Here is a 24,737-nt window from a genome sequence, read left to right as displayed (position 1 = left end):
ACATAGAATGTTCCTATGAAAAAAATCTCTTGGTTTCTCAGACAGACCTTTCTCATACCAGTGTATCTCTACAAAGGACTGCTTTCACCATTCATCGGCGCCAGCTGTCATTATCATCCCACTTGTTCATCATATATGGTCGAATCCGTAATGAAACATGGCATTTTCAAAGGCTCAGCCATGGGATTCGCCCGAATTTTCAGATGCAGCCGTTTCTTTTATGGCGGTGAGGATCCGGTCCCCCAGATCTGGTCTTGGAAAGCAATCAAGGACGGATACACCCTGTTTCGCAAGCGTCGATCAACGTGAAAGTTCCTTGACGAAGGGGATGAGCACCGACAGTGCGTTCTCATTGTATCCACCTTCAGGAATGATCAGATCTGCATAGAGTTTGGTCGGCTCGATGAAATTGTAGTGCCCCGGTCTGACCACTTCCAGATACTGGTTGCATACGCTGTCGACCGTTCTCCCCCGTTCCGCAATATCCCGTTTCAAGCGACGGATGAATCTGATGTCATCAGGAGTGTCGACATACAGTTTAAGATCCAGTAAATCACGGATATTCTTGTCATACAGCACCATCAGCCCTTCAATAATTACCAATGGCCTGGGCTCGACCAGGACGCGTTCCTCCTTTCGACGATGATGGACGAAGTCATAGAGCGGCATCTCAATGCCCTTTCCTTCCTTCAACGTCTTCAGATGTTCATGCAACAGCTCCATGTCGAATGCATCCGGATGATCGAAATTGAAAGCCGTGATATTATCATTGCTGATGAAGGTCGCAGACCGATAATAGTTATCCTGCGGAATAAACACAAAATCAGTGCAAACCTCGCTGATCTTTCTCACAATGGTAGATTTACCCGACCCGGATCCCCCGGTTATCCCGATGATCTTCACCTCTTTCATCCGTACCTGTCTCCCTTACGCGTACTTGTCTATACCGTATTGTTTTTATCTCCGCAAGTACCATGCATCCGATTATTTCGCTCCGAAGGCAAATATGGTGGTGTGTTTGAAGTTACGTTCTTTGTTGAATATACAGGAGGGGAATTCAGGATGATTTGGACCATCAGGATAGTATTGGGTCTCGAAGCAAATGCCTCCATGCTTCGGATATGCAATCTTACCCTTTCCTATTTCCTTTCCTTGCAAGAAATTTCCCGAGTACATCTGCACTGCCGGAAGAGTGGTACTGATGCGCATGGTCCGTCCGGTGGTCGGTTCATAGACTGATGCAAATTCGACCGGTTTCGACGAGGGACGAGCCAGGATGAAACAATGGTCATATCCACCGGCCTGCTGGATATCCTTTCCAATTGGCTTACGCACCGTGAAATCAAAAGCCGTTCCTTGCACAGATAGCACCCTGCCGGTAGGGATCAACTGTTCGTCCACCTCAAGGTATCGATCACAGGCAAGCTGAACCTCATGATTGAGTATCGTCCCACTTCCCGCCCCCGCCAGATTGAAATAACTGTGATTGGTCAAATTGATTGGAGTGGGGCCGTCGGCTGTCGCTTCGTACTCGATCTGCAACTCCCCGCTGCTTTTCAACAGGTAGGAAACCGTACAATTCACTCCATGGGGGAAACCACCATCCCCGTCCCCACTGAAAAGACTGAGGACCACCCCGGGATTCTGGTTCCATTCGAAGAGTTCTACATGCCAATTTCGCCAACCCCAGTTGCTTTTCCCGCTGTGCAAGGAATTAGGCCCATCATTTTTCTCCAAATGATAGGTTTTTCCATCCATGACAAAAGATCCCTGGGCGATGCGGTTTGCAAACCGACCTACAACCTGTCCGAAATAGGTGGTGGAAGTAAGGTTCTCCAAAGGATTGTCGAATCCCAGGACGATATCATGCACCTCGCCGTTTCGGTCGGGTGTCCTCAAGGTCTTCAAGTTGGCTCCGAGACTCAGAATTTCCGCCGTAATGGAACCGCTTTGCAACGTTATCAAATAGATGGCCTCGCCGTTTTCCGTTGTTCCTACATTTCGTTTGGTCAGCATAGCACACTCCCTTCAAACCATATGCCTTATTCTGAAAAAGTATACACCCGCTCGGAGAAGCCAACAACCGCTAAAAACAGAGAAGACCGTCAGTTTGTATCGTCATCACTCTTCAGCACAGCGAGGAATGCACTCTGGGGAATTTCTACATTTCCCACCATCTTCATGCGCTTCTTTCCTTCCTTCTGTTTCTCAAGCAGCTTTCTTTTTCGACTGATGTCTCCGCCATAGCATTTCGCCGTGACATCCTTGCGGAAAGCACTGATCGTCTCACGACTGACTATAGAACCCCCGATCGCTGCCTGAATGGCAATCTTGAACTGCTGACGGGGAATTTCCTTGCGCAGCCGCTCACAAACCTGACGACCGCGAGTCTGGCTGTTTCCACGGAACACCAGTTGACTGAGTGCATCAACAGGTTCTCCATTGACCAGGATATCCATACGAACCAAATCGGTGCGTTTATAACCAATCACCTGATAATCGAAGGAAGCATATCCACGGCTGATGGACTTCAGCCGATCATAGAACTCGAACAACACCTCGGCAAGCGGCATTTCATAAATCAATTCCACCCGCTTCTCATCAAGATAATTCATCCCTGTCTGCACCCCGCGCTTCTCCATGCACAGGGTGATGATCGGACCGACATATTGGGTTGGAGTAATGACATTCGCCTGGATATACGGCTCCTCTGCATATTCAACACGCATCGGATCAGGATATTCAAGCGGATTGTCGATGGAAAGCACCTCGCCGTTTTTCATGTGCACCGTGTATTTGACCGAAGGGCTGGTGAATACGATGGAAAGGCCGAACTCACGCTCAATGCGTTCCTGCACGACTTCCAGATGTAGCATTCCAAGGAATCCACAGCGGAATCCGAAGCCCAAGGCAGCCGAGGAATCCTTTTCGTATATCAAGGAAGCGTCATTGAGTTTCAATTTCTCAATGGAACTGACCAGCTCCTCGTAATCGTTGGTATCCACTGGATAAATGGAACTGAACACAACCGGCTTGACATCCTTGAACCCGGGAAGCGGTTTTTTTGCAGGATGACGGACCAAGGTTATGGTATCGCCGACCCGTACATCGCTGATGGTTTTCACACCCGCGATTACATACCCTACATCACCGGCATGCAGTTCACCGGTCTTGATCAAGTCAAGCTGGAAAATCCCGGTATCCTCCACCTTGTAGGTGGAACCTGAGTGCATGAACGCAATCTCATCACCGGTACGCAACACGCCGTCAAACACACGGCAATGCACGATGACTCCCCGATAAGCATCATAATGGGAGTCGAAAATCAAAGCTTGCAACGGAAGGGCGTCCTTTCCCTCTGGAGGACCAATCTGATTCACGATTGCCTCAAACAGGTGATCGACCCCGAAGCCGGTCTTCGCACTGACTTGAACGGCAAGGGAGCTGTCCAACCCGAGATCATGGTCGATCTGATGCAGACATGCATCTATATCGGCGGAGGGCAGATCTACCTTGTTGATCACCGGGATAATGGTAAGATCGTGTTCCATCGCCATGTACAGATTCGCCAAGGTCTGCGCTTCCACACCTTGGGAAGCATCGATGAGCAGCAAGGCGCCTTCGCATGAACTGATGGCCCGTGAAACCTCGTAGGAGAAGTCCACGTGACCCGGGGTATCGACCAAGTTCAGCTCATAGGTCTTCCCATCCTTAGCCGTATAGGGGATGGTTACCGCCTGGCTTTTGATGGTGATGCCACGCTCTCGCTCAATATCCATGTTGTCAAGGATCTGGGATTGCATCGGGCCCCGGGAGACATTGATTTTCGCCATCTCGATGAACCGGTCGGCAAGCGTCGATTTACCATGGTCGATATGGGCGATAATACAAAAATTGCGTGTCAAGGAAGAATCAGCACTCATACAAATCCTTATTCGGTTTTTTGGGGTTCCACACCACCATCCTCAGATTCCGGGGGAACGTCAGCAGAAGTCGGCAAGGCATCAAAACCGAGCAAAACCCGAATCTGCGCATCATCAAGCGTCTCTTTCTCGACCAATTCCTTGGTCAACAAATCCAGTTGATCCCTATGTTCGGAGAGAATCATCCGTGTCTCATCCATCGCTTGGTCAAGAATCGCATGCATCTCCTGATCAATCCGTTTGGCGGTTTCCTCGCTGTAATCCTTATGCTGGGTAATCTCCCGGCCAAGGAACAAAGGTTCGGATTCATCACCGAGATTCACAAATCCCAGGCCGCTCATACCCCATTCGGTAACCATTCGATGGGCCAGATCGGTCGCCTGCTTGATGTCATTGCTGGTTCCCGTGGTAGTTTCCCCGTAGACCAGATCCTCCGCGACGTAGCCACCCATGCAAACCTTGATCCAATCGTTGAGCATTGACTTGGTCTTGGTGTATGGATCACGTTCAGGAAGACTGACCGTAAGACCGAGCGCCCTTCCATGCGGGATGATGGTAACCTTGTGCAAGGGATCAAGATGCTTGAGATAGTAGTGCAACAAGGTATGGCCGGCCTCATGGTAGGCAGTCGCAAGTTTCTCCTGATCAGTCATAGCCCTGCTTTTACGGGCGACACCGAGCAGGATTTTATCCCTGGCCTCTTCCATGTCCGCCATGCTGACGGTTGACTTGTTCTTGCGTGCTGCAAACAAAGCAGCCTCGTTGACCAGGTTAGCCAAGTCGGCTCCGCTGGTACCGGCAGATCCCCTGGCAAGCCGTTTCAGGTCGACGTCCTTCTCCAATTTGATCTTCCTGCAGTGGATTTTCAGAATTTCCTCACGTTCCTGGATATCCGGAAGATCAACGACTACTTGTCGGTCGAAACGACCGGGCCTGAGCAGGGCAGGATCCAGAACGTCCGGACGGTTGGTGGCCGCCATGACAATGACCCCGGTAGTAGTGGCAAATCCGTCCATCTCCACCAAAATCTGGTTCAAGGTCTGTTCACGCTCATCGTTGCCGCCGCCAAGCCCACCGCCACGGGTGCGACCGACTGCATCCAGTTCATCGATGAATAAAATACAGGGGGAATGCTTGCGGGCCTGTTCGAACAGGTCGCGAACACGGGCGGCTCCCATACCGACGAACATCTCGACGAAATCCGATCCACTGGTATGAAAAAACGAGACACCGCTCTCACCGGCAACCGCCTTGGCCAACAAAGTTTTTCCCGTTCCAGGAGGACCTACCAGAAGAACACCTCGGGGAATCTTCGCCCCTACCTTGGTAAAATGGTCGGGATGTTTGAGAAACGCAACCACTTCCTCCAGTTCATATTTGGCTTCGACCTGACCGGCTACATCCTTGAAGGTGATCTTGGTATCCGTTTCCATGTATTCCTTCGCCCTGCTCTTGCCCAAGGATGACATCATCTTCCCGTTCAAGTTGCTCGACTGACGATAGAGCATGATGGTGAAACCAATAAAAATAATCCAGGGAAGCAACTGAAGCACGATTTGCAGGAAAGAGATCTCCTGCACGGAACCTGTGACGGTCACCCCTTTTTCCTTGAGCGTGGGAAGCAGACTGTCATCAAAATAGGGAATTCTTGCTTGTGCGTTGATCCCGTTTTTCAATGTGAAACGGACCAAGGATTGTTCCTTGATCTCCACCTGCGTCACTTGGTTGGACTGGACATAGGAAAGGAAGGCGGTATAGGAGACCACTTGATCTTTCGCCCCGCCGGCTGTATCGAAAAACATATAGGCAAATAGGATTGCCAAGGTAATGAATACAATCAGGGCGAAACGGTTCTTCGGATTGTTCGAAGGTCTGAAAGAAGGTTTTTTATTGTCATTGCCAGGACCTTGCCAATACTGATGAGAATCCTCTTTGTCAGGTCTCGAATCCGATCCGTTATCTTGGCTGTCATTTCTCAATTTCACTGTCATCGTTCCTTTTGCTACTACTATATATATTTGTCAATCTTCGGGCAAGGGGCGCTTTGAACCGCTTCGCCAGCCGATCCCTTCCCCCGTGGCAGAGGGCAAACACCGCCACAACCCCACTCTGATCAACCAAAACGGGGACTTGGAAATATTGGTGTCTTGGTAGTTTATACGAAGCAAGCAATTTCGTCACCAAGACTGTACCCGACTCCAAACTGATCTTGTCCCCCGGCTGAACCGAACGCAATACCGGGTTTTTGAGCATGGAAGCATCCAACCGCAGCAGGTCCTTGTCCGCCGAAGGATCTTCCTTTCTGATTGAGACAATCATCCCGGATCCCAAATCCAGCACCTGTTCAGCTGCGGGATCAAGGATGGGCAGACAGAATTGCCAATCCGGCAAGCTGCTCTCCCAAACAACCATTCCTTGTGAAAGGCTTACCACAGACTGAGCAAACTGCAGCTCCCATCTGGCACCAACCCCGCTCCCCTCCAATGCCGTCCTGATCCTGACAACGGCAGCACCAGCTGCGGTATCATGCAGGACACGTGCAATCCGAAACAAAACCATCTCACGAAGAATAGGGGCCAGCTTCTGATACCATGCCAGGGGAAATCGTGCCGAACCTCGCCCAAACTCCACCTGCGCCGACAACCGGTCCACCTCATCATCGAGAAACGATCCAGCTTCGGCGAAGCGGGTCTGCATCCGGGCAGTTGCGTCATATGCATGGGGAAACACCGTCAGCAGGGAGGGAATCACCTGATGACGTACTGCATTGCGCAGATATGCGTCCTCTTCGTTGGTTGAGTCCTCGGACCAAGAAAATCCCTGCTCCTTCACCGACTGTTGTAAGGTCGCATGGCTGATGTTCAGCAGTGGTCTGAGTATCTGAACATCAGATTCATCTTGGGAGCGTACGCTCTGTATTCCTTGCAACGAGGCAATACTGGCAGACTGGAACAAACGCATCAGTAAGGTTTCAAGTTGGTCATCGGCATTATGGGCGGTGAGCAGGTACCGGCATCCCCTTTTCTGGCAAGCACCCAACAAGGTTGCATAGCGCAGATGCCTGGCGGCATCCTCCAAGCCGGCATTTCGCAACCTGGCCTCTTGGCGGACCCGATCCGCTCCCAGATCCAGCACAATTAATTCCAAGCCCAACGACCGGCAATTCTGCATGTTCAACGTAAGCTCGTTCGCCAATTCCGATCTACTGCGCAACTGATGATTCACGTAAAAAACGGAAAGATGGGCAGGCGCAAAGATTTTCGCTGCAGCAAGCAACAGGGCAAGCGAATCGCTTCCCCCGGAAAATGCGATGCCGACATTTGCATCCACTTCGAGTCGGTGATGGGTAAAGAAGGAAAGAATCTCAGCTTGAACGGTTGCGTCGGTTGTAGGCAATCATGACCTCCTGTACGCTGTCGCCCTTGATCAGAGCATTCAAAGCCTCTGCACCAAGGCGGATGCCTTGCTGTAAGTCGGGTCCGGTCTCCTTGCCCAGTACATGATCCACGACATCCACCCCTTCGGATGGCCTGCCGATGCCGATGTAGATGCGAACAAATTCACCGCTATCCAACTCCTGCATCAAACTCTTCAAACCGTTGTGCCCAGCCGACGAACCTCCCTTACGAATACGGATCATACCGGAAGGAAGGTCCATCTGGTCACAGACGACAATAATATCCTCAGGGGCGACCTGGGGAAAATATTTCAAAACCTTGCCACTTGCATTCATATAGGTAAGCGGCTGTACCAAGAGAAACTCCTCGTTGTCAGTCACAACCAAGGCATATCGGTAAAGATGAAAACAGCGTTTTCTCAGGCGAACCTGAAAAAACGCTGCACTTGCATCCAACACGGAAAAGCCGACATTGTGCCGGGAGTCTGCATACTTGGTACCAGGATTACCCAGACCAAGAATCAGCTTCATTTCTTTGCCTTGACTTCCTTCTCAACTGCAGCGGCAGGAGCCGGGGCGGCTTCCTCGACCTCAACGGCGGCTACCGTTGCGCTCTCAGCCTTGACACCCTTGACCGAAGCCACGGTTTTGGACAGGTTGTCGAGAATCTTGATGTTGGCGGGAAGGGAAATTTCACCAAGGTGAAGAACCTGGTTGATCTTCAAGGAAGATACATCAGCCTCGATCGCCTCGGGAAGGTCCTTGGGCAGACATTCGATCTCAACTTCATGGATGACCTGATCGAGAACACCGCCTTCACGGGTACCGACAGGATTGCCCTTGAGCGTAATGGCGACCATGGTCCGCAAAAGATGACCACGGGTGACTTCGAAGAAGTCCACGTGCTTGATCAGGCTGCGCATCAGGTCTTCCTGATAATCCTTCATCAAGCATTCATATTTCTTTGATCCCACATGTATCGTGAGCAAGGCGGTTTCGGAGAAGTGGCGCAACTTATTGGTAAATTCGCGAGCATCCAAACTGATGTGCACCGGTTTGTTCTTTCCATAAATGACAGCGGGAATGCGCTTTGCACGAATCAGGCGGCGAGATCCGGCACTACCGAAATCCTCTGTTCTCAGTTCCGCCTTCAGGCTCTTGTTTTCAGACATATGTACTCCTTGTACTCTCATTGGCACACAACCCTTGTGTCCAATTACCATAGCATTGGGTATTCAACATACCACTAGGGTACAAGTATAGTGAGTTCCCCAGTGCAAAGACAATACCCAAAGACAAAAAAGAGCAATCCACATGGATTGCCCTTACTGGGAAGGAGGGATTCGAACCCCCGATGCCGGCACCAAAAACCAGAGCCTTAACCGCTTGGCGACTTCCCAATAACGGATACGACAGTATACTAAATCTACAGGTTTGTCCAGCAGGTTCTTAGAGCTCTTCAGATTCCAGAGCTTCTGAGGAATCTGACGCATACGCTTCCATCACGACCTTCTGCAAATGATCACGGAACTCGCTGCTGATTGGATGCGCCACATCCTTGAATTCCCCGTTAGCAAGCTGTCTGCTCGGCATGGCGATGAAATCCCCTTCCCTGCCTTCGATCACTTTGATATTGTGCACTACAAATTGATTATCGAATGTAACGGTCACATAGGCTTTCAATTTGCCCGCTTGATTGACTTTTCGTACTCGAACCTCTGAAATATCCACAAGAACCTCCAAACACTCCTATCTATGCTTTTCTTTCAAGCCAATATGTGCGTAATCCAACACCGAACGCGTTCTGCGAACAAACCTTGTATGGCAGCATGCAGACTGTGCACTTCTGAAGCATCCTCACTGACGAAAAACCAACAAGCCCCACTTCCACTCATACTTCCATAACCTTTATACCTGTCACTCAGACGCTGAAGACTCCCATAAAAAGCCTCGTTGCCCGAACACGGTTGGAAATCATTATATAACATACCCTTCCATTGGTGGGAAGGTTTTGTATAAATCTCCATCAAATCCGCATCGCTGAGAGACCGGACCAACGCACCCCCCCGTCGTTGTGCGTCCAATGCGCGATAGGCATCTGACGTAGATATGTCAAAAAAGTTCGGCATCACCAACAGCACCTCCAAGGGCTTGGCAGTAACCGGCACAATATGTTCACCCCTTGAACAAACCAAAGCCATTGGCTGATTCGAGAGGAAGAAAGGCACGTCACTTCCTACTTTCAGTGCAACAGCGGACAACGTGGGGACATCCAACGCATGCGCAGCAGACAACGACTGCAACAGGGAAAGCAAAACCGCCGCATCGCTGGATCCCCCTCCCAACCCTGCTTTCACCGGTATCCGCTTTTCACAGTGAACCGACAGCGAAACAGGAAACCCGGAAGCTTCCTGCCAAAGCATGGCGGCTTTCGTCAGGGTATCATCGCCTTGCTTGCAATATTGCTCGAGCCCGGTGACCTCGATGGAAAAACGATCACGCTCCTCCCAGGAAAGGCTGATCGTATCACAGAGATCCACCAAGGCAAACAAGGACTGTATAGGATGATACCCATCCTCATAGGGAAGTCCTACCGCGAGGTGTAGATTTATTTTTGCATAGGCTGGACGCGAAAGAACACTACCCATGGCTAACAGAGTATCAAAGGGAAACTTGATTGTCTAGTAAGATTTTCGCATTAGACGTCTCTATCAGCCGGTATTTGCCGAAAATACCCTTCTCAAAGTGATTAAATGATCACCAAAACCAGACAAATCGGAAAACATGAAACAGAATCACCTCTACCAGACCCCCAATTGCTCCAACCCAAGCCGCGCTTTCGTATGCCAATCCTTGTTGGCTTGGGGGTTTCCTGGGCTTGGATGCAGGATGGAACCTACGATCAAACGGGGATTCTCGCCTGAAACCGCCTGCAATTTCTTGTATGCATACTGGCCCACTCCCACCAGATAGATGGGACCGAGCATCTCAATGACATCAGCAAGATAGCGATCACAGATGGTCTCCAAAGCCAGCCGTTCCCCTTTGGGCAATTTGTCAGGGGTGATGTTTTTCGCCGTTCGTCCACGGTCCATGAATACCAGTGGACAGTAATTGGTGACGGCCATTTCCTTCGAAAACGCTTGGGCCGAATGGTACCGTCCCTCGATCAAGGACCACAGCCGTTTCCCGCTGACCTCACTGCGTTTCGTATCCAATCCAAGAACGGGTCGCCTAGGATGTTCGGCTACCGGTTTTCCGACCGGGGCCTGAAGGTCGAGAAAATGCTTTACAGCTCCCACTTCCCCGAACGGGACTCCGGTCTGTGCCATACCAAACGGCCCTGGATTCATTCCCAATAAAAGGGTTTTCACCGGTTGGGAGAGATACGCCCTGAGATACGCCTCATGCATCGGCCAGGCATAGAGCAGCGGATTGTAGATATAACAGTCACAACTGAATCGCAGAGATTCCACCTGTTGTGCAAACAGACGTGTCCTCTCAACCATAGTTTGTTCCAAAGATGCCATACTACCCCCTAGCCAGATATGGACGGCGTACCGTATGATACCCCAACATGGCACAAAAGACAGAGAAACTCAAGGGAATCATTTTCGACAAGGATGGTACACTTTTTGATTATGCCCAGGTCTGGGAAGAAGTGTTGAAGGAAGGAATCGACAGCGCTTTTACGTCCATGGGCAAGCAGACACAGCATCGTGCCAAGAAGGCCATGCTGAATCTGATGGGTATCGACGAACAGGGAAATTGTCTGCCCAAGGGTCTGGTGTTCACCCACCGTCCTGTAAGAATTCTCCGCCGTTTCCTCACCTATTGCCTCAGGTACCGCATAAACGCCTTCAAAGCGCTCAAAGCATATGAGAGAAGCGTACACAACAGTGAAGTCCTGCTCAGCGAAAAACTCAGGAATATGGATTTCTCCGTACAACAGCAACTGTTCAACAGACTCAAGGAACACGGGTATTCCATCGGCATCATCACCAACGACAATGCCTCTTCGACCGCTCTGTTCCTTTCCTTGATGGGCATAGACGGGAACATCGACTTCGTCTGTTCCCGAGACAGCCATTACAAGAAAAAACCACATACCCAGGCGTTCTTCGCGTTCTGCGCCCAGGAAGGTCTCCAACCGCAAGAGGTGGCGATGGTCGGTGATACGGTAACCGACATGCTTTTCGCAAAGCGGGCAAGAGCCGGATACCGCATCGCACTGTTGAGCGGGAGCAATGACCACCCGAGCCTAAGGAAGCAAAGTTCAATCCTCTACCCGGATATTTCCTATCTTTTGCATGATCAAAGACTCTTCGATGGTGAATAGTAGATTTGCACTAGAGATTCAATCATTTTCAATAAAAGCAATTATCCTTTTATTGACAAATAGTGTTGATTCTGTGAAAATCAAATTGCTATTGTCAAAAACGTGCGTATAGTAGGTTTTTATCATGCACCTTATACGGAGAATCTCCTGATGAAACACTCCTGGGACGAATTGGATGACTATCGAGGCACCTTCTTTGAAGGTCAATGGCCGACTATTATAGATCTTTTACTTATCACAGAACAGAAATTCGGCGGACGAAACAGTTTCACCACCTTCCGCCCCAACCGGTCGACGCTTACCTTTTCCGAGGTGCTGCAGCATGTCCAACGCATCGCATCCTACTTACAGGAACAAGGAATCAAAAAGGGAGACCGTATCGTCGTCAATGGAAAGAACAGCCCCAACTGGGCGCTCGCGTATCTTGCAACGCTCTACGCCGGTGCGGTAGTGGTGCCGCTGGACAATCAGATGCATACGGATCGAGTGGAAAACCTTTCCGGATTTGTCGATGCCTCATTCTTTTTCGGGGATAAGAACATCATTGAAGGCTTGGACCCGAAAAAGCAATGGTATGGCAGGCTCAAGGGTTTGGCGACGCTCCAAGGCAGTAGCCAGCAGGCTCCCTCCATCGAGGATTTGCAGCCGCAGTCGATGCATGCTCGCATCCCATCCAAAGAGAACGACCTTGCAGCCATTCTTTTCACCAGTGGGACGACAGGAAATGAGAAGGGTGCCATGCTCACTCATGCGAATATCGTCAGCGATCTTTACCAAGCATGCGACGGGACCTTTCTCAGCCTCGATGAGACGGATGTGCTGTATGCACTGCTTCCCCTCCATCATTCCTACTGCTGTACCGCTGTATTGCTGGAATCGATCAAGCATGGTTCGGAATGTGTATTCGGCCAGGAAATCGTCGTCAGCCGGATGATCAACGACCTGACCCAGGGGAAAGTCACGATCTTCATGGGAATCCCCCTGCTTTACAACAAGCTGCTTGCAGGAATCATGAAACAAGTGAAAAACAAGGGGGTATTGGTCAATACACTCGTCCATACCATGATGACGATCAACGGTTTTACCAAGAAATATCTGCATTGGAATGTATTCCGCAAGGCATTCAACACGATGTTGCTCAGCAAGATCGGACTCGATCGCAACAACTTTTTGATCTGTGGAGCAGGCCCGCTCTCTCCGAAGGTATTCAAGCAATACCAGCAGCTCGGCCTCGATTTCATCCAAGGATACGGCCTGACTGAAACCAGCCCGATTCTCACCCTCAATCCAATCAGTCATTTCAAAATCGAATCGGTGGGCATGGTTTTCCCGTTGGTTGACATGAAAATCGCCGAACCCGATTCCAACGGGGTTGGTGAAATCAGGGTAAAAGGCCCGAATGTGACCAAAGGGTACTTCAATGATGCGGCACATACCCAAGAGCTTTTTGATGAGGATGGCTACCTGAAGACCGGCGATCTCGGGTATCTGGACAAAGAGAACTATCTCTATCTGAAGGGAAGAGCGAAGAACTTGATCGTAACCGAAGGTGGAAAGAATGTGTATCCTGAGGAAATCGAGGATCTCTTCCAACTCTATACCCAAGTGGAGCAGGTTTTGATCAGAGGATATCAGGACAAAAAGGATGTCCCCGCGGAAATGATTGAGGCCGTGATCTATCCCAATCCTGAATTCTATCGGGAACAGCAAATTCCGATGGCAGAAGATTTGGATCGAATCATCAAGGAAGTGAATCAACAAGTTTCCGGGTACAAGAAGATTACTCGCTTGACGGTTCTTGATGCCCCGATGGATATGACCAGCACCAAAAAGATAAAACGGAACAAGGTGACTGCCTGACCAGTTCGTGGTACTATAGCCCCATGAAACTACTCATTTCCCAAGCTCTGGTCATTCCGATGACCCAAGAAGGACTCAGCTTTCGTGGCGATATCGGTATTGATGGCAAACATATTGCATTCGTGGGAGTCAAACCGGCTCACTTCGTCCCCGATCAAGTGATTGACGGATCATCGTTCCTTGCCATGCCGGCATTGGTCAATGCGCACACCCATCTCAGTATGGAATTGATGCGCAACTACAAGGACAATCTTCCTACCCTGCAGGCTTGGCTGGCGGAAATCTTCCCCGTTGAGGACAAGTTGCAGGAAGAGGACGTGCTCAGGGCTTCACGGCTTGGTGTCATTGAGTTGATCCAAAGCGGAGTCACCACGTTCACCGATATGTACTTCCATCCCCAAGCCACCGCACAGGCCGTCTTGGAAGGGGGCATCAGGGCGAGCATCGGCATCACCCTGTTCGGATCCCTTGCGGAAAACAAGGAACGGGTACTGCAACGGGAAGCCGACTTGAGGTTCTATCGTGAACATCCCGATGGCAGGATCCAGGTGGACTGTGCACCCCATGCCATCTATACGTGTCCCAAGGAAACCCTCCAATATGCCCATGACTGGGCGAAGGATCGACAACGCATCCTGCACATCCACGTAAGCGAAACGAAACAGGAAGTCCAGGACAGCCTGCACCAATTCGGGAAGACTCCGTTGGAATACCTGTATGCAATCGGAGCCTTGGACGGTGTACGTTCTCTTATTGCACATGGAGTGCATCTCACGGATGCCGAAGTAGCACTGCTTGCCGACATGGACGCCACCTTGGTGCACAATCCTTCCAGCAACTGCAAGTTATCCAGTGGAATCGCCCCTATCGCTTCCTACCTCGAACGGGGTGTTTCGGTTGGTCTGGGTACCGATGGGGCCAGCAGCAACAACAACCTCAACATGTTTGAGGAAATGCACATCGCAAGCCTGCTGGGACGGGTCCATACTCCGACTGGAACGAAGCTCAATCCCTACCAGGTGTTGAGCATGGCCACCGTCAACGGGGCCAAGGCACTGGGGCTCGAAAGGCGAATAGGAATGATATCCGAGGGCATGGAAGCGGATATCATCCTGCTCGATCTGAAGAAAAGCCATCTGACCCCGCTCAACGATCCGTTCAGCGCAGTCGTATATGCCGCCCAGGCATCGGACGTTGACACCGTCCTGTGCCAGGGGAAAGTCGTGATGCAACACCGAAAGGTATTGACACTCGATGAAGAGCAGACCATCAAGGCGGTCAATGAGAGCTGGGACAACATCCAGCGACGCTGAAAGGAGATGCACTCATGGACGAATCCTTCATTGCCCTGCAATTCAAAGATGAACAGTTGATACTGCTCGACCAACGGCTCCTGCCTGCACAGGAAGTATATCTTTCCCTGTCCACCTGCAAGGAAGTGGAAGATGCCATCCGCGACATGGTGGTCCGGGGAGCTCCCGCCATCGGGGCGGCTGCAGCCTATGCAGTCTATCTGGCGGCTTGCCAATTCCCTGATACAGTCGACTTTTCGGCAGCCTGTGACCAACTGGGCCGTGCAAGGCCTACTGCGGTGAATCTAAACTGGGCAATACAGCGGATGCTCGCCGTCTTCTTTCGATACGAGAAAGAGGGCCGTACCACATATTTGGCCGCATTGCTTGCAGAAGCGCATGCCATCCGAGAGGAAGACATCCAGACAAACAAAACCATCGGGCGAATCGGCAATAGCGTGATCGGTCGGAATGCCACCATACTTACCCACTGCAACACCGGGGCATTGGCAACCGCCGGCTGGGGTACCGCCCTGGGAGTGATCAAAACGGCATTCTATGACAAGAAAAATATTTTTGTCTATGCCGATGAAACAAGACCCAGGTTCCAAGGCGCCCGCCTGACGGCATGGGAGCTGATGGAAGCGGGCATTCCTTCAAAGCTTATTGCAGACAGCGCCGCCGCGACTTTGATACGCGATGGAAAGATCGACCTCGTCATCCTGGGTGGCGATCGTGTGGCTGCCAATGGAGATGTGGCTAATAAGCTGGGAACATTCGCCCTTTCCGTCATTTGCAAAGCCTATGGCGTTCCGTTTTACAGTGTCGTTCCGGTTTCCACCATCGACTTCTCAATTCCCGACGGCTCTGCCATTCCCATCGAGGAGCGGGAGGCCAGGGAGATCACCCACGTACAGGATGTACAGGTAGCTCCAACCGGTATGCAGGTATACAACCCTGCATTCGACGTCACACCGCATCAGAACCTGACCGGAATTATTACCGAGCGCGGTATCATCTATCCCCCTTTCAAGGAAAACATCGAACGAATCAGACGGGGGGAAATTGTGTAGTCGAAAAAAAAATAATTTTTTTTTCGATTTCATAAATTTATGGAATGGTCAAATGCTACCTCACCCATTGCGTTGTAGCTCAGTACAAATAGGTCCAAGGTCGTTTTTACGCATCCCGCAAAAAATGCGGGGTGTTTTTTAGTATTTCGGTAACACTTTACCAAATTTACCAAAGTCGCTACTATCGTATGCAGTTTTATGCATATTTATACAAATGAGGAGTAGTACCAAATGCATGACGTAACACAAAAACTGCTAGACCATGTGGTGAAAGTAGATCCACACCAGCCTGAATTCATCCAAGCTGTGACTTCCTTCCTTGCTTCCATTGACAACTTGGTGGATGACCTTCCGCAGATTGTCTATCACAAGGTACTCGACCGCCTCGTAGAACCTGAACGTGTCATCATGTTCCGCGTCCCTTGGATCGACGATGACGGACAACTACAGATCAACCGCGGGTATCGTATTCAGATGAACAGTGCCATCGGACCTTACAAAGGCGGACTCAGGCTCCATCCTTCGGTAAATCTGTCAATCCTCAAATTCCTTGCCTTCGAGCAGACGTTCAAGAACAGTCTCACCGGATTGGCGATGGGCGGTGGAAAAGGCGGAAGTGATTTCAATCCCAAGGGCAAGAGCGACAATGAAGTCATGCGTTTCTGCCAAAGCTTTATGACCGAGCTTTCCCGTCATATTGGGGAAGATACCGATGTTCCGGCGGGCGACATCGGAGTCGGCGGCCGTGAAATCGGTTACCTGTATGGCCAGTACCGGAGAATGAACAACAAATCCGTCGGCATCCTTACGGGAAAAGGCCCTTCCTTCGGTGGATCCTATATCCGTCCCGAAGCCACCGGCTATGGATTGGTCTACCTTTCTGCAGCCATCCTTGAATCGAAGGGAAAGAGCTTTGAGGGCAAGACCTGCTTGGTCAGCGGCAGCGGAAACGTAGCCCAGTACACGGTGGAAAAACTGTTGCATATGGGAGCCAAGGTGGTGACGCTCAGTGACTCTTCTGGTATCCTGATCGATGAGAGTGGCATCGACGAGAAGAAACTTGCCTATGTGAAGACGCTCAAGAACGTCCGTCGCGGGCGGATCGCTGAATATGCCCAGCAATTCAAGGAAGCAGTCTACATTCCCCACAACGGAAGCGAGGACAGCAACCCGCTCTGGGAAGTGAAAGCCGATTATGCATTCCCCTGTGCAACACAAAACGAGATCAATCTGAAAGACGCCCAGCATCTGGTGGCGAACGGGGTACAGTTGGTAGGAGAAGGCGCCAACATGCCTTCCACTCTGGAAGCGGATGCATTCTTCAAGGAAAGCGGCATCCTCCACGTTCCCGGAAAAGCTTCCAATGCCGGTGGTGTAGCGGTTTCCGGCTTGGAGATGGCCCAGAACAGCCAGCGTCTCCAATGGACACCGCAGCAGGTCGACCAGCAACTCCAGCAAATCATGAAGAACATCTTCGTTTCGATCAACAGTGCAGCCGAGAAGTACAGCACCAAGGACAATTACGTCGACGGTGCAAACATCGCAGGTTTCCTCAAGGTAAGCGAAGCCATGATTGCGCAAGGGTACGTTTGATCCAAGATTTCTGCAAAACAGGCAGGTCGTTCGACCTGCCTGTTTTACTTTCGGTACAAGCAACCTATCACAAGGACCTGTACGGTTTCTCAAATCTCGGGTATGATCATAGGTAAGGAGAATACCGATGAAAGAACAAGAATTTTACATTTGCAAGCACTGTGGAAACATTGTCGCCAAAGTAATCGACAGAGGCCCGAAGATTTCTTGCTGCGGTGAGGAGATGATTGTCCTGAAAGCCAATACCGTCGATGCCGCAAAGGAGAAACATGTCCCGGTGGTCACCGTCGAAGGAAACAAGCTGTCGGTGAACGTGGGATCGGTTGATCATCCGATGACCCAGGAACATCACATTGCTTTCATCTATGTACAGACTGAAAAGGGCGGCATGCGCAAGAATTTGGCCGTTGACGGCAAACCCCATGCGACCTTCGCTCTTGATGATGACAAGGCCATTGCCGTCTATGAGTATTGCAATCTGCACGGACTTTGGAAGGTGGACCTCTAAGCGCGTACCAACGCGGCTACCAGTTCGGCTTCCAGAGCCAATAGGTGCGCATCACTGAGATTCCTCGCTTTGCGGGGAATCTCAATTGTTTGGAGGTACAGCGGCTGTTTCGGGTCTCCGAGGCAGCAGACAGCATCTCCCAGCAACAATGCCTCTTTCGGATCATGGGTAACGAACAACGTGGTTCTCGGCTGTTCCTCCCAAAGCGAAAGAAAGGCTGAAAGCAGGGTGAATTTAAGCTTGATGTCCAGACTCTGAAACGGTTCATCCAACAGCAGCAAGGAAGATGGATGCGCGAAAGCTCTTGCAATGGCAACCCGTTGCCGCATTCCTCCTGACAGTTCATGCGGGTACAGCAGCAAGCTGTCGGACAATCCCACCAGTTCAAGATAATGGAGCGCCAAGGCATCCCGTTCACGTTTCGATGAGAAAGCAAGACGCAAGGCAAGCTCGACATTGGTGAATACGGTACTGGCAGGCAATAAGCGCGGTTCTTGGAACAGGAAACTCACCGAACCCGATTCACAGGCCTCCTTTTCAATACGACCTTCATCCGGCTGCAAGACGCCGGCAGCCATTTGCAGCAAGGTTGTCTTGCCCTCTCCTGAGGGACCAACCACGGAAAGGATGGTACCCGCCTTGATCTCCAAGGAAAAATGATCGAAGACCTGGTTTTGCCCGTAGGCCTTGGAAACCTCTACAAATCGCATGGGATCCTCCTTGCATCCAGGCAACGTTTGCATCGGACAGCGAGCAGTACACACCCCTCAAACAGCAGATCCCCCAGACCAGTAAGCAGGATTGCTATCAGCGTCCAGGAGAGTACTTTCTCGGTTTCCAACTGGACTTGGGCAAGCTGCATACGTGAACCCACACCATAATGGGGAACGGTAAGGACCTCACTGGCGATGACCACTTTCCACACCATGGAGAGAGCAGTCCGTGCCCCGGTGACGATCGAAGGCAGCAATGAGGGAATGATGAAATGTGTCAAACGTGCCGAAACAGGGAAATCGTAGAGTCGGCACATCTCCTGCAAATGCGTATCCAACCTTTTATAGCCCATTTCCACTTGCACATACATGACGGGGAATCCCATCAGGAATGCAGAAAACAAAGGCACGGTCCCACTGGAGAACCAAATGAAGGCCAAGAGGATGACACTCATCACCGGGATTGCTTTCAAAGTCGTCACGAAAGGTTTCAAGGCCAAGGAGAACAGGGGAAATCGACCGGAGACCAATCCGACGACCGTAGCACTTGCCACGATGATCAGAAAACTTTGCAAGGCCCTGAGCACCGTATGCAATACATTCGGTGCAAAGGAAGGCTGCCCTATCAGGGAAATGAGGGAGGAAAAAACAGGAGCGAGGGAAGGAAGCAGAACCGGACTGGCGATGATCATGGAGGCAAGCTGCCAAATCAGCAACAATAGCACAGAAGAGAGCACCAGAATAAGATTCCGCTTCATTGAACGCATACGCACCTCTTACAGATACAGATCGACGGAAGGAACCTTGCCTCCGATCGCCTCCGGATTGAAAGCGGCCAGGAATGAGAAATAGGCTTGTACTTCAGTCTTTGCCTGTTGGCTGGGAACAAACACCAAGTTGCAGGAAGGGATGGCCGGTGTAGCCATAGCGGCATTCATGATGGAAGCTGCTTCAATCGCCTTGCCGGCTGCACCCGGGTCTGCATTCACCCAAGCAACGGAATCCTCATAGGCTTTCAAGAGCAGTGCCAATGCCCTGCTTTGGTTCCGGGCAAAGGACTCCCGAACCACCAACACACTCATCGGGTAGGTTTCGACATTCGCCAATTGGCGATACAACTGCTGGACATCCACTACGGTGCGAACCGCCGGGTTCTTTGCCAAAACCATGGAAACAAACGGCTCAGGAAGAATGGCAAGGCTGACTTTCCCCGCGATGACCATCTGGGCAAGCTGTGCGGGGGCACCCACCGAGTAATTCAGCATCACATCCTTATCCACCTGAAGTCCTGCCTGCTTGAGCAACAGTCGGCTCATCTGGTCGGGAGTCGAACCCGCACCAGGTACATACAGGGTTTTGCCCAGCAGGTCGGAGGCTCCTTTTATTGCGGGATCATTGGAAAGGACGTACAGCATTCCGTTGCCGACCACAGCAGCCAGCTTGATGGGGACCTTCTTGTTTGCTAGGTTGGCGGCAACATTGGTGGGAAGACATGCCGCATCCAATTCCCCGTTTGCCAATCGGGCAATCACTTCATTTGGAGAGGGGTATACCTGAACATCCACCTGAACATCTGCAGCAATGTTACCCTCGTTGCGTGTCAAACCGACTGAGGAAAAACCCGTTGGACCCGCCATCACGGCCAATTTTATGACAGTCGGTTCAGATACCGCTTGTTCGGTCATCGGTTGGGCACCGATGAGCATCACAGCGAACACACCCAATACCAAAATACTTGCAATACGTTTCATTCTCTATCCTTCTTGTAAAAAAGAGGGGGTATCCCCCCTCCATTTTTGTGTCATACTTCCACGATGATGCGGAAATACCGCTTCTTTCCGGCACGGAGTATCATTTCCCCATAGCCATCGAGGAAACTTGCATCAATCAAAATCTTTGGATCATCAATCTTTGTTTCACCGATCCAAGCACCTCCGCCAACGACCAGACGTCTGGCGTCGCTGTTGGTGGCTGCAAGATCAGTCATGCTGAACAGTTCGAGTACTGGAATGCCCTGCTCCAGCTTTTCCTTCTCAAGGACAAGACTGTTCATTCCCTCCCGGCCCGCTTGGCCGAGGGAGGAACCTTGGAACATGGTCTTGGCTGCGGCACGGGCTTTCTCAGCCTCTTGCTCGCCATGGACGATCTTCGTTTGTTCATAGGCAAGCCTTTGCTTGGCATCGTTGATATTCACCCCGCTCTTCTCGTATTCGGCGATTTCATCCAAGGGAAGAAAGGTGAACAACTTCAGGAATTTGATCACATCATCATCATTCACGTTCCGCCAATACTGGTAGAAGTCATAGGGGCTGTACAATTCGGGATCCAAGAATACCGCACCCTTCTCACTCTTGCCCATTTTATGACCGTCGCTACGGGTAATCAGATTGAAGGTGAGTCCATAGCACTCATTGCCGTTCATTTTCCGGATCAGTTCAATACCGCTGACAATATTGCCCCATTGGTCGTCACCACCGATCTGCAACCGACAGTTGTGATTCTGGTTCAATACCAAAAAATCATAGGACTGCAGCAATTGGTAATTGAATTCGATGAATGACAATCCCCGTTCCAGGCGCTGCTTGTAGGATTCGAAGGTAAGCATTCGATTGACAGAGAAATGGCGCCCGATCTCCCTGAGAAAGGTGATGTAGTTCAGATCAGTCAGCCAATCGGCGTTGTTGAGCATGATCGCCTTTCCCATGCCATTTGCAGGATGTTCGGAAAAGTCGACCACTGTTCCCAGCTGGGATTTGATCGACTTGCAGTTGTCCTGCACTTGCTCGGGGGTGAGCATCTTGCGCATTTCCGTCTTGCCTGAGGGGTCTCCGATCATGGCGGTTCCCCCACCGACCAAGGCGATGGGGTTGTGGCCTGCAAGCTGCAGATGATGCATTGCGAAGAACGGTACCATATGACCGATATGCAGACTTCTGCCTGTCGGGTCAGCCCCCACATAGAAGGTCACCGGCTCACGGTCCATCAAATCACTGAGTGCCTCATAATCCGTACATGCCTTGACAAACCCTCGGTCGATCAAGGTCTGAAGTGCTTTGTTCATCCTAATTCTCCGCCCGCTTGTACTCCTTGGTAGCTTGCTTGATGGTAGCCACCAGGTCTGAGATTGCCACACGCACCTGTTCCATGCTGTCACGCAGGCGCAGCGTCACCGTATTGTCCTGAAGCGTCTGGTAGTCGACGGTAACACAATACGGGGTCCCAATCTCATCCATGCGTCGATATCTGCGTCCGATGGCACCGCTTACATCATAGAAGGTGGAGAAATCCTCACGCATTTCCTTCTCAAGGTTACTTGCGAACTCCGCAATGCCGTCCTTTTTCACCAAGGGCAGTACGGCCACGGTGACCGGGGCGATGTTCGGATGGAAATGGAGGACCGTACGCACATCACCGCCTTCAAGCTCTTCTTCGTCATAGGCGTCACTCAGGGCCATCAGGACGTTGCGGGTCAATCCTGCGGAAGTTTCAACCACGTACGGGATATATCGTTCGTTGGTCTCCGGATCAAGGTAGGTCATCTCCTTGCCGCTGAACGTCTGGTGCTGAGTCAAATCATAGTCGGTACGGTCATGCACCCCTTCGAGCTCCTGCCAACCCATGGGGAAGTAGAACTGGATGTCATAGGCATCCTTTGCATAGAATGCAAGTTCATCCGGCCCGTGCTGGTGCCAACGAAGCCGGTCGGGACGGATTCCCATCTTGTGATAGAATGCCATCCGCTGTTCACGCCAGTAGGAGAACCACTGGTCATCAGAACCAGGCTTGCAGAACCACTGCATTTCCATCTGTTCGAACTCACAGGAACGGAAGATGAAGTTCTTGGTGGTGATCTCATTGCGGAATGATTTACCAATCTGGGCGATACCGAACGGAACTTTCACGCGGCTGGAGGAAACGATGTTCTTGAAATCCACGTAGATGCCCTGGGCAGTCTCCGGTCTGAGATATATGGTCGAACTGGCATCGGCATTGGCACCGATATGGGTGGCGAACATCAGATTGAAATTCCTCGGTTCGGTGAAGCTGTCCTTGGTGCCACAGTTCGGGCATGCGCCCTTCAGGTCGATTTGATCGGCACGGAAGCGAGCCTTGCACTGCTTGCAGTCGACCATCGGATCACTGAAATTGGAAACGTGGCCACTGGCTTCCCAAACCCGCGGATGCATGAGGATTGAAGCATCAAGTCCAACGATGTCATCATGGATCTGGGTCATCTCCTTCCACCAGAAATCACGGATGTTGTTTTTCAGCTGGACGCCCAACGGCCCGTAGTCGTAGGCTCCATTGAGACCTCCATAAATCTCGCTCGACTGGAAAATGAATCCACGCCGCTTGCACAAGGAGACAATCTTGTCCATCGTTACTTCTGCCATTTATCGTACCTCTCTCTTCAGTAAAGCCAATGCGTTTTCAATACGTGCACAGGTAGCATCCTGCCCAAGCAGGTTGATAGAATCGAACAGGGGAAGACTGACGGTACTCCCGGTCAAAGCCACCCTGATCGGCATGAACACCCCATTCACCTTCAGATTCAATTGTGTTGCCAACTCAGTCAACGACTGCTCGATCGCAGCGTGCTCCAGTTTGCGGTCAAGACCATCCCTGAGGATGGCATATGCTTTCTCCAGCGCCTCCAGTGCATCGCTAAGCTGAACTCCTTTGGCTGCAAAGAGGTTCACATCCTCGTACATCGGCTCCTCGAACAGGAAACGGGAAAGCTCGACCACATCGCCGAGCACCTTCAACCGTTCCTTGACTACAGAAGTAAGCCTCATCAGCTTCTCCTGCTGGGAAGCAGAAAGCTCGGACGGAAGGAAACCTGCATCCTCCAGATATGGAAGCAGCAACTGTGCTAGTTCCTCGTCACTCTTCTGGCGGATGTATTGCCCATTGAACCAGTCTAGTTTCTTGTAATCGAATACTCCCGGAGCCTTGTTGATCTTCTCCAGACAGAACAGATGTTCAAGATCATCCTTGCTGAAGAATTCCCGCTGCCCGTCGTAGGACCACCCGACCAAGCTTACGTAATTCATCAGTGCCTCGGGAAGATAACCTTTCGACCGGAAATCACGAACGCTGGTCGAACCATGGCGTTTGGAGAGTTTCTGGCCATCCTTACCCATGACCATGGGAAGATGACAGTACAGCGGCGGTTCCCAACCGAATGCCTCATATAAAAGGATGTGCAGAGGTCCGGAGGGGATCCACTCCTGGGCACGCATGATATGGGTGATGCCCATCATATGGTCATCGATCACATTGGCCAGATGATAGGTGGGGAATCCATCGCTCTTGAGCAGCACAGGATCGGGGCTGACATCACGGTTGCGACGGGTAATATCACCCATCAGCACATCATGGAACGTCGTCTTTCCCTCAGTAGGGACCTTGAGCCTGATGACCGGCTTGATGCCCGCTTTCTCGTATTCAAAGCGCATCTCCTCTGTCAGATGCCGGCAATGGCGGTCATATCCCTGTTGTTCACTTTTCTCTGCCTGTTGCTTGACCCGAAGCGCTTCCAACCGCTCGGGAGTGCAATAGCAATAATAGGCCTTTCCATCCCGTACCAGCTGTTCGGCGTACTGCCGATACAAAGCAAACCGTTCACTCTGCACATACGGACCGAACGGACCTCCGACAACCGGTCCCTCATCCCAAGTGATGCCAAGCCATGAAAGCGTATCGTACAAATCCTGCAGGGATTCGTCGCTGTAACGTTCCCGATCGGTATCCTCGACACGCAGAATGAATTTTCCCCCGTTTGCACGAGCGAAGAAATAATTGAACAATGCAGTCCTTACTCCACCGATATGCTGCAAGCCGGTCGGGGAAGGGGCATAGCGTACTCTCACTTCCATCGGGATATACTCCTCTCAATGGTACTGTTGTACCGTAAAACGAAGATTATAGCAACACAATCGAGAGCAGGAAAGCCCTGCTTCCCGACACTTGTCCCCATTAGGGTCCTACTGAGGTTGCACGCTTGACCAACAGCTTGTAATTCGATACCTTACACTC

General features: G+C 51.1%; 23 protein-coding genes and 1 tRNA gene. 7 read left to right on the top strand and 17 right to left on the bottom strand.

Translation table 11 applies throughout. The features are described 5' to 3' along the window. Positions 1-15 precede the first annotated feature (15 nt). On the top strand, positions 16-309 hold the full coding sequence (gene yidD, locus AB7C91_RS04100; protein ID WP_332446836.1) for a membrane protein insertion efficiency factor YidD: 294 nt from the start codon (positions 16-18) through the stop codon (positions 307-309). Here the strand turns inward: yidD and udk are convergent. The 11 genes from udk to AB7C91_RS04045 form a co-directional block, all read right to left on the bottom strand. Further along, positions 301-912, bottom strand: a complete 612-nt coding sequence (udk, locus tag AB7C91_RS04095; protein ID WP_332446837.1) for a uridine kinase — start codon at positions 910-912, stop codon at positions 301-303. The two genes, yidD and udk, sit on opposite strands and share 9 nt — an antisense overlap. 72 nt (positions 913-984) lie before the next feature. Continuing rightward, on the bottom strand, positions 985-2,016 hold the full coding sequence (locus tag AB7C91_RS04090; protein ID WP_332446838.1) for an aldose epimerase family protein: 1,032 nt from the start codon (positions 2,014-2,016) through the stop codon (positions 985-987). A gap of 89 nt (positions 2,017-2,105) precedes the next feature. Beyond that, the gene (gene lepA, locus AB7C91_RS04085) at positions 2,106-3,923 is read right to left on the bottom strand and encodes a translation elongation factor 4 (RefSeq protein WP_332446839.1); all 1,818 of its coding nucleotides are present in this window, start codon (positions 3,921-3,923) and stop codon (positions 2,106-2,108) included. 8 nt (positions 3,924-3,931) lie between these two features. Beyond that, entirely contained in the window at positions 3,932-5,908 is a 1,977-nt protein-coding gene (gene ftsH, locus AB7C91_RS04080; protein WP_332446840.1) for an ATP-dependent zinc metalloprotease FtsH, read from the bottom strand. Continuing rightward, a complete protein-coding gene (gene tilS, locus AB7C91_RS04075; RefSeq protein ID WP_332446841.1) occupies positions 5,892-7,319 on the bottom strand; it encodes a tRNA lysidine(34) synthetase TilS in 1,428 nt (475 codons plus the stop codon). The genes ftsH and tilS overlap by 17 nt, the downstream gene beginning before the upstream one ends. Then, positions 7,288-7,851: an aminoacyl-tRNA hydrolase gene (gene pth / locus AB7C91_RS04070; protein WP_428589392.1), complete on the bottom strand. Its 564-nt coding sequence runs from the start codon at positions 7,849-7,851 to the stop codon at positions 7,288-7,290. The genes tilS and pth overlap by 32 nt, the downstream gene beginning before the upstream one ends. Then, positions 7,848-8,492 carry a 50S ribosomal protein L25 gene (locus AB7C91_RS04065; protein WP_332446843.1) on the bottom strand — a complete coding sequence of 215 codons (645 nt, stop codon included), beginning with the start codon at positions 8,490-8,492 and terminating at the stop codon, positions 7,848-7,850. Before AB7C91_RS04065 ends, pth begins: the two co-directional genes overlap by 4 nt. Positions 8,493-8,648: 156 nt before the next feature. Further along, positions 8,649-8,720, bottom strand: a tRNA-Gln gene (locus AB7C91_RS04060). Between the two features lie 49 nt (positions 8,721-8,769). Next, a complete protein-coding gene (spoVG, locus tag AB7C91_RS04055; RefSeq protein WP_332446844.1) occupies positions 8,770-9,051 on the bottom strand; it encodes a septation regulator SpoVG in 282 nt (93 codons plus the stop codon). A 35-nt stretch (positions 9,052-9,086) separates the two neighbouring features. Then, positions 9,087-9,968 carry a 4-(cytidine 5'-diphospho)-2-C-methyl-D-erythritol kinase gene (locus AB7C91_RS04050; protein WP_332446845.1) on the bottom strand — a complete coding sequence of 294 codons (882 nt, stop codon included), beginning with the start codon at positions 9,966-9,968 and terminating at the stop codon, positions 9,087-9,089. A 153-nt stretch (positions 9,969-10,121) separates the two neighbouring features. Then, positions 10,122-10,829 (bottom strand): uracil-DNA glycosylase family protein, encoded by a 708-nt coding sequence (locus tag AB7C91_RS04045; protein WP_332446846.1) that lies wholly within the window; start codon positions 10,827-10,829, stop codon positions 10,122-10,124. 68 nt (positions 10,830-10,897) lie between these two features. On the opposite strand from AB7C91_RS04045, the gene AB7C91_RS04040 reads away from it, so the two are divergent. The 6 genes from AB7C91_RS04040 (at position 10,898) to AB7C91_RS04015 (ending at position 17,985) form a co-directional block, all read left to right on the top strand. After that, complete coding sequence (locus tag AB7C91_RS04040) at positions 10,898-11,659, top strand: HAD family hydrolase (protein WP_332446847.1); 762 nt, start codon at positions 10,898-10,900, stop codon at positions 11,657-11,659. A gap of 150 nt (positions 11,660-11,809) precedes the next feature. Continuing rightward, positions 11,810-13,519 (top strand): AMP-binding protein, encoded by a 1,710-nt coding sequence (locus AB7C91_RS04035; protein WP_428589386.1) that lies wholly within the window; start codon positions 11,810-11,812, stop codon positions 13,517-13,519. A 23-nt stretch (positions 13,520-13,542) separates the two neighbouring features. After that, a complete protein-coding gene (locus tag AB7C91_RS04030; protein ID WP_332446849.1) occupies positions 13,543-14,832 on the top strand; it encodes an amidohydrolase in 1,290 nt (429 codons plus the stop codon). 14 nt (positions 14,833-14,846) lie between these two features. Continuing rightward, positions 14,847-15,884 (top strand): S-methyl-5-thioribose-1-phosphate isomerase, encoded by a 1,038-nt coding sequence (mtnA, locus tag AB7C91_RS04025; RefSeq protein WP_332446850.1) that lies wholly within the window; start codon positions 14,847-14,849, stop codon positions 15,882-15,884. 231 nt (positions 15,885-16,115) lie between these two features. Beyond that, complete coding sequence (gene gdhA, locus AB7C91_RS04020; RefSeq protein WP_428589382.1) at positions 16,116-17,477, top strand: NADP-specific glutamate dehydrogenase; 1,362 nt, start codon at positions 16,116-16,118, stop codon at positions 17,475-17,477. Between the two features lie 127 nt (positions 17,478-17,604). Then, the gene (locus tag AB7C91_RS04015) at positions 17,605-17,985 is read left to right on the top strand and encodes a desulfoferrodoxin family protein (RefSeq protein WP_332446852.1); all 381 of its coding nucleotides are present in this window, start codon (positions 17,605-17,607) and stop codon (positions 17,983-17,985) included. Here AB7C91_RS04015 and AB7C91_RS04010 read toward each other — a convergent pair. The 6 genes from AB7C91_RS04010 to gltX are packed head-to-tail and all read right to left on the bottom strand — an operon-like array spanning position 17,982 to position 24,577. Continuing rightward, positions 17,982-18,695 (bottom strand): ABC transporter ATP-binding protein, encoded by a 714-nt coding sequence (locus AB7C91_RS04010; RefSeq protein WP_332446853.1) that lies wholly within the window; start codon positions 18,693-18,695, stop codon positions 17,982-17,984. The genes AB7C91_RS04015 and AB7C91_RS04010 overlap by 4 nt on opposite strands. Continuing rightward, complete coding sequence (locus AB7C91_RS04005) at positions 18,683-19,465, bottom strand: ABC transporter permease (protein WP_428589377.1); 783 nt, start codon at positions 19,463-19,465, stop codon at positions 18,683-18,685. The genes AB7C91_RS04010 and AB7C91_RS04005 overlap by 13 nt, the downstream gene beginning before the upstream one ends. A gap of 9 nt (positions 19,466-19,474) precedes the next feature. Next, a complete protein-coding gene (locus tag AB7C91_RS04000; RefSeq protein ID WP_428589374.1) occupies positions 19,475-20,449 on the bottom strand; it encodes an ABC transporter substrate-binding protein in 975 nt (324 codons plus the stop codon). 50 nt (positions 20,450-20,499) lie between these two features. Then, entirely contained in the window at positions 20,500-21,759 is a 1,260-nt protein-coding gene (gene tyrS / locus AB7C91_RS03995) for a tyrosine--tRNA ligase (RefSeq protein WP_332446856.1), read from the bottom strand. A gap of 1 nt (position 21,760) precedes the next feature. Next, positions 21,761-23,092, bottom strand: a complete 1,332-nt coding sequence (locus tag AB7C91_RS03990; protein WP_332446857.1) for a glycine--tRNA ligase — start codon at positions 23,090-23,092, stop codon at positions 21,761-21,763. Next, positions 23,093-24,577, bottom strand: a complete 1,485-nt coding sequence (gltX, locus tag AB7C91_RS03985) for a glutamate--tRNA ligase (protein ID WP_332446858.1) — start codon at positions 24,575-24,577, stop codon at positions 23,093-23,095. Positions 24,578-24,737 lie beyond the last annotated feature (160 nt).

It is taken from the genome of Sphaerochaeta sp. (assembly GCF_050256055.1).
Lineage (GTDB): Bacteria > Spirochaetota > Spirochaetia > Sphaerochaetales > Sphaerochaetaceae > Sphaerochaeta.
Note: the sequence above shows the minus strand (reverse complement) of the source record. Positions and strands in the feature narration are given on the sequence as shown.

Bases quoted from the DNA above. Each gene is read 5' to 3' on its own strand.
- yidD (WP_332446836.1), top strand. From the start codon at position 16: ATGAAAAAAATCTCTTGGTTTCTCAGACAGACCTTTCTCATACCAGTG.
- udk (WP_332446837.1), bottom strand. From the start codon at position 912: ATGAAAGAGGTGAAGATCATCGGGATAACCGGGGGATCCGGGTCGGGT.
- AB7C91_RS04090 (WP_332446838.1), bottom strand. From the start codon at position 2,016: ATGCTGACCAAACGAAATGTAGGAACAACGGAAAACGGCGAGGCCATC.
- lepA (WP_332446839.1), bottom strand. From the start codon at position 3,923: ATGAGTGCTGATTCTTCCTTGACACGCAATTTTTGTATTATCGCCCAT.
- pth (WP_428589392.1), bottom strand. From the start codon at position 7,851: ATGAAGCTGATTCTTGGTCTGGGTAATCCTGGTACCAAGTATGCAGAC.
- AB7C91_RS04065 (WP_332446843.1), bottom strand. From the start codon at position 8,492: ATGTCTGAAAACAAGAGCCTGAAGGCGGAACTGAGAACAGAGGATTTC.
- AB7C91_RS04050 (WP_332446845.1), bottom strand. From the start codon at position 9,968: ATGGGTAGTGTTCTTTCGCGTCCAGCCTATGCAAAAATAAATCTACAC.
- AB7C91_RS04045 (WP_332446846.1), bottom strand. From the start codon at position 10,829: ATGGTTGAGAGGACACGTCTGTTTGCACAACAGGTGGAATCTCTGCGA.
- AB7C91_RS04040 (WP_332446847.1), top strand. From the start codon at position 10,898: ATGGCACAAAAGACAGAGAAACTCAAGGGAATCATTTTCGACAAGGAT.
- AB7C91_RS04035 (WP_428589386.1), top strand. From the start codon at position 11,810: ATGAAACACTCCTGGGACGAATTGGATGACTATCGAGGCACCTTCTTT.
- AB7C91_RS04030 (WP_332446849.1), top strand. From the start codon at position 13,543: ATGAAACTACTCATTTCCCAAGCTCTGGTCATTCCGATGACCCAAGAA.
- mtnA (WP_332446850.1), top strand. From the start codon at position 14,847: ATGGACGAATCCTTCATTGCCCTGCAATTCAAAGATGAACAGTTGATA.
- gdhA (WP_428589382.1), top strand. From the start codon at position 16,116: ATGCATGACGTAACACAAAAACTGCTAGACCATGTGGTGAAAGTAGAT.
- AB7C91_RS04015 (WP_332446852.1), top strand. From the start codon at position 17,605: ATGAAAGAACAAGAATTTTACATTTGCAAGCACTGTGGAAACATTGTC.
- AB7C91_RS04010 (WP_332446853.1), bottom strand. From the start codon at position 18,695: ATGCGATTTGTAGAGGTTTCCAAGGCCTACGGGCAAAACCAGGTCTTC.
- AB7C91_RS04005 (WP_428589377.1), bottom strand. From the start codon at position 19,465: ATGCGTTCAATGAAGCGGAATCTTATTCTGGTGCTCTCTTCTGTGCTA.
- AB7C91_RS04000 (WP_428589374.1), bottom strand. From the start codon at position 20,449: ATGAAACGTATTGCAAGTATTTTGGTATTGGGTGTGTTCGCTGTGATG.
- tyrS (WP_332446856.1), bottom strand. From the start codon at position 21,759: ATGAACAAAGCACTTCAGACCTTGATCGACCGAGGGTTTGTCAAGGCA.
- AB7C91_RS03990 (WP_332446857.1), bottom strand. From the start codon at position 23,092: ATGGCAGAAGTAACGATGGACAAGATTGTCTCCTTGTGCAAGCGGCGT.
- gltX (WP_332446858.1), bottom strand. From the start codon at position 24,577: ATGGAAGTGAGAGTACGCTATGCCCCTTCCCCGACCGGCTTGCAGCAT.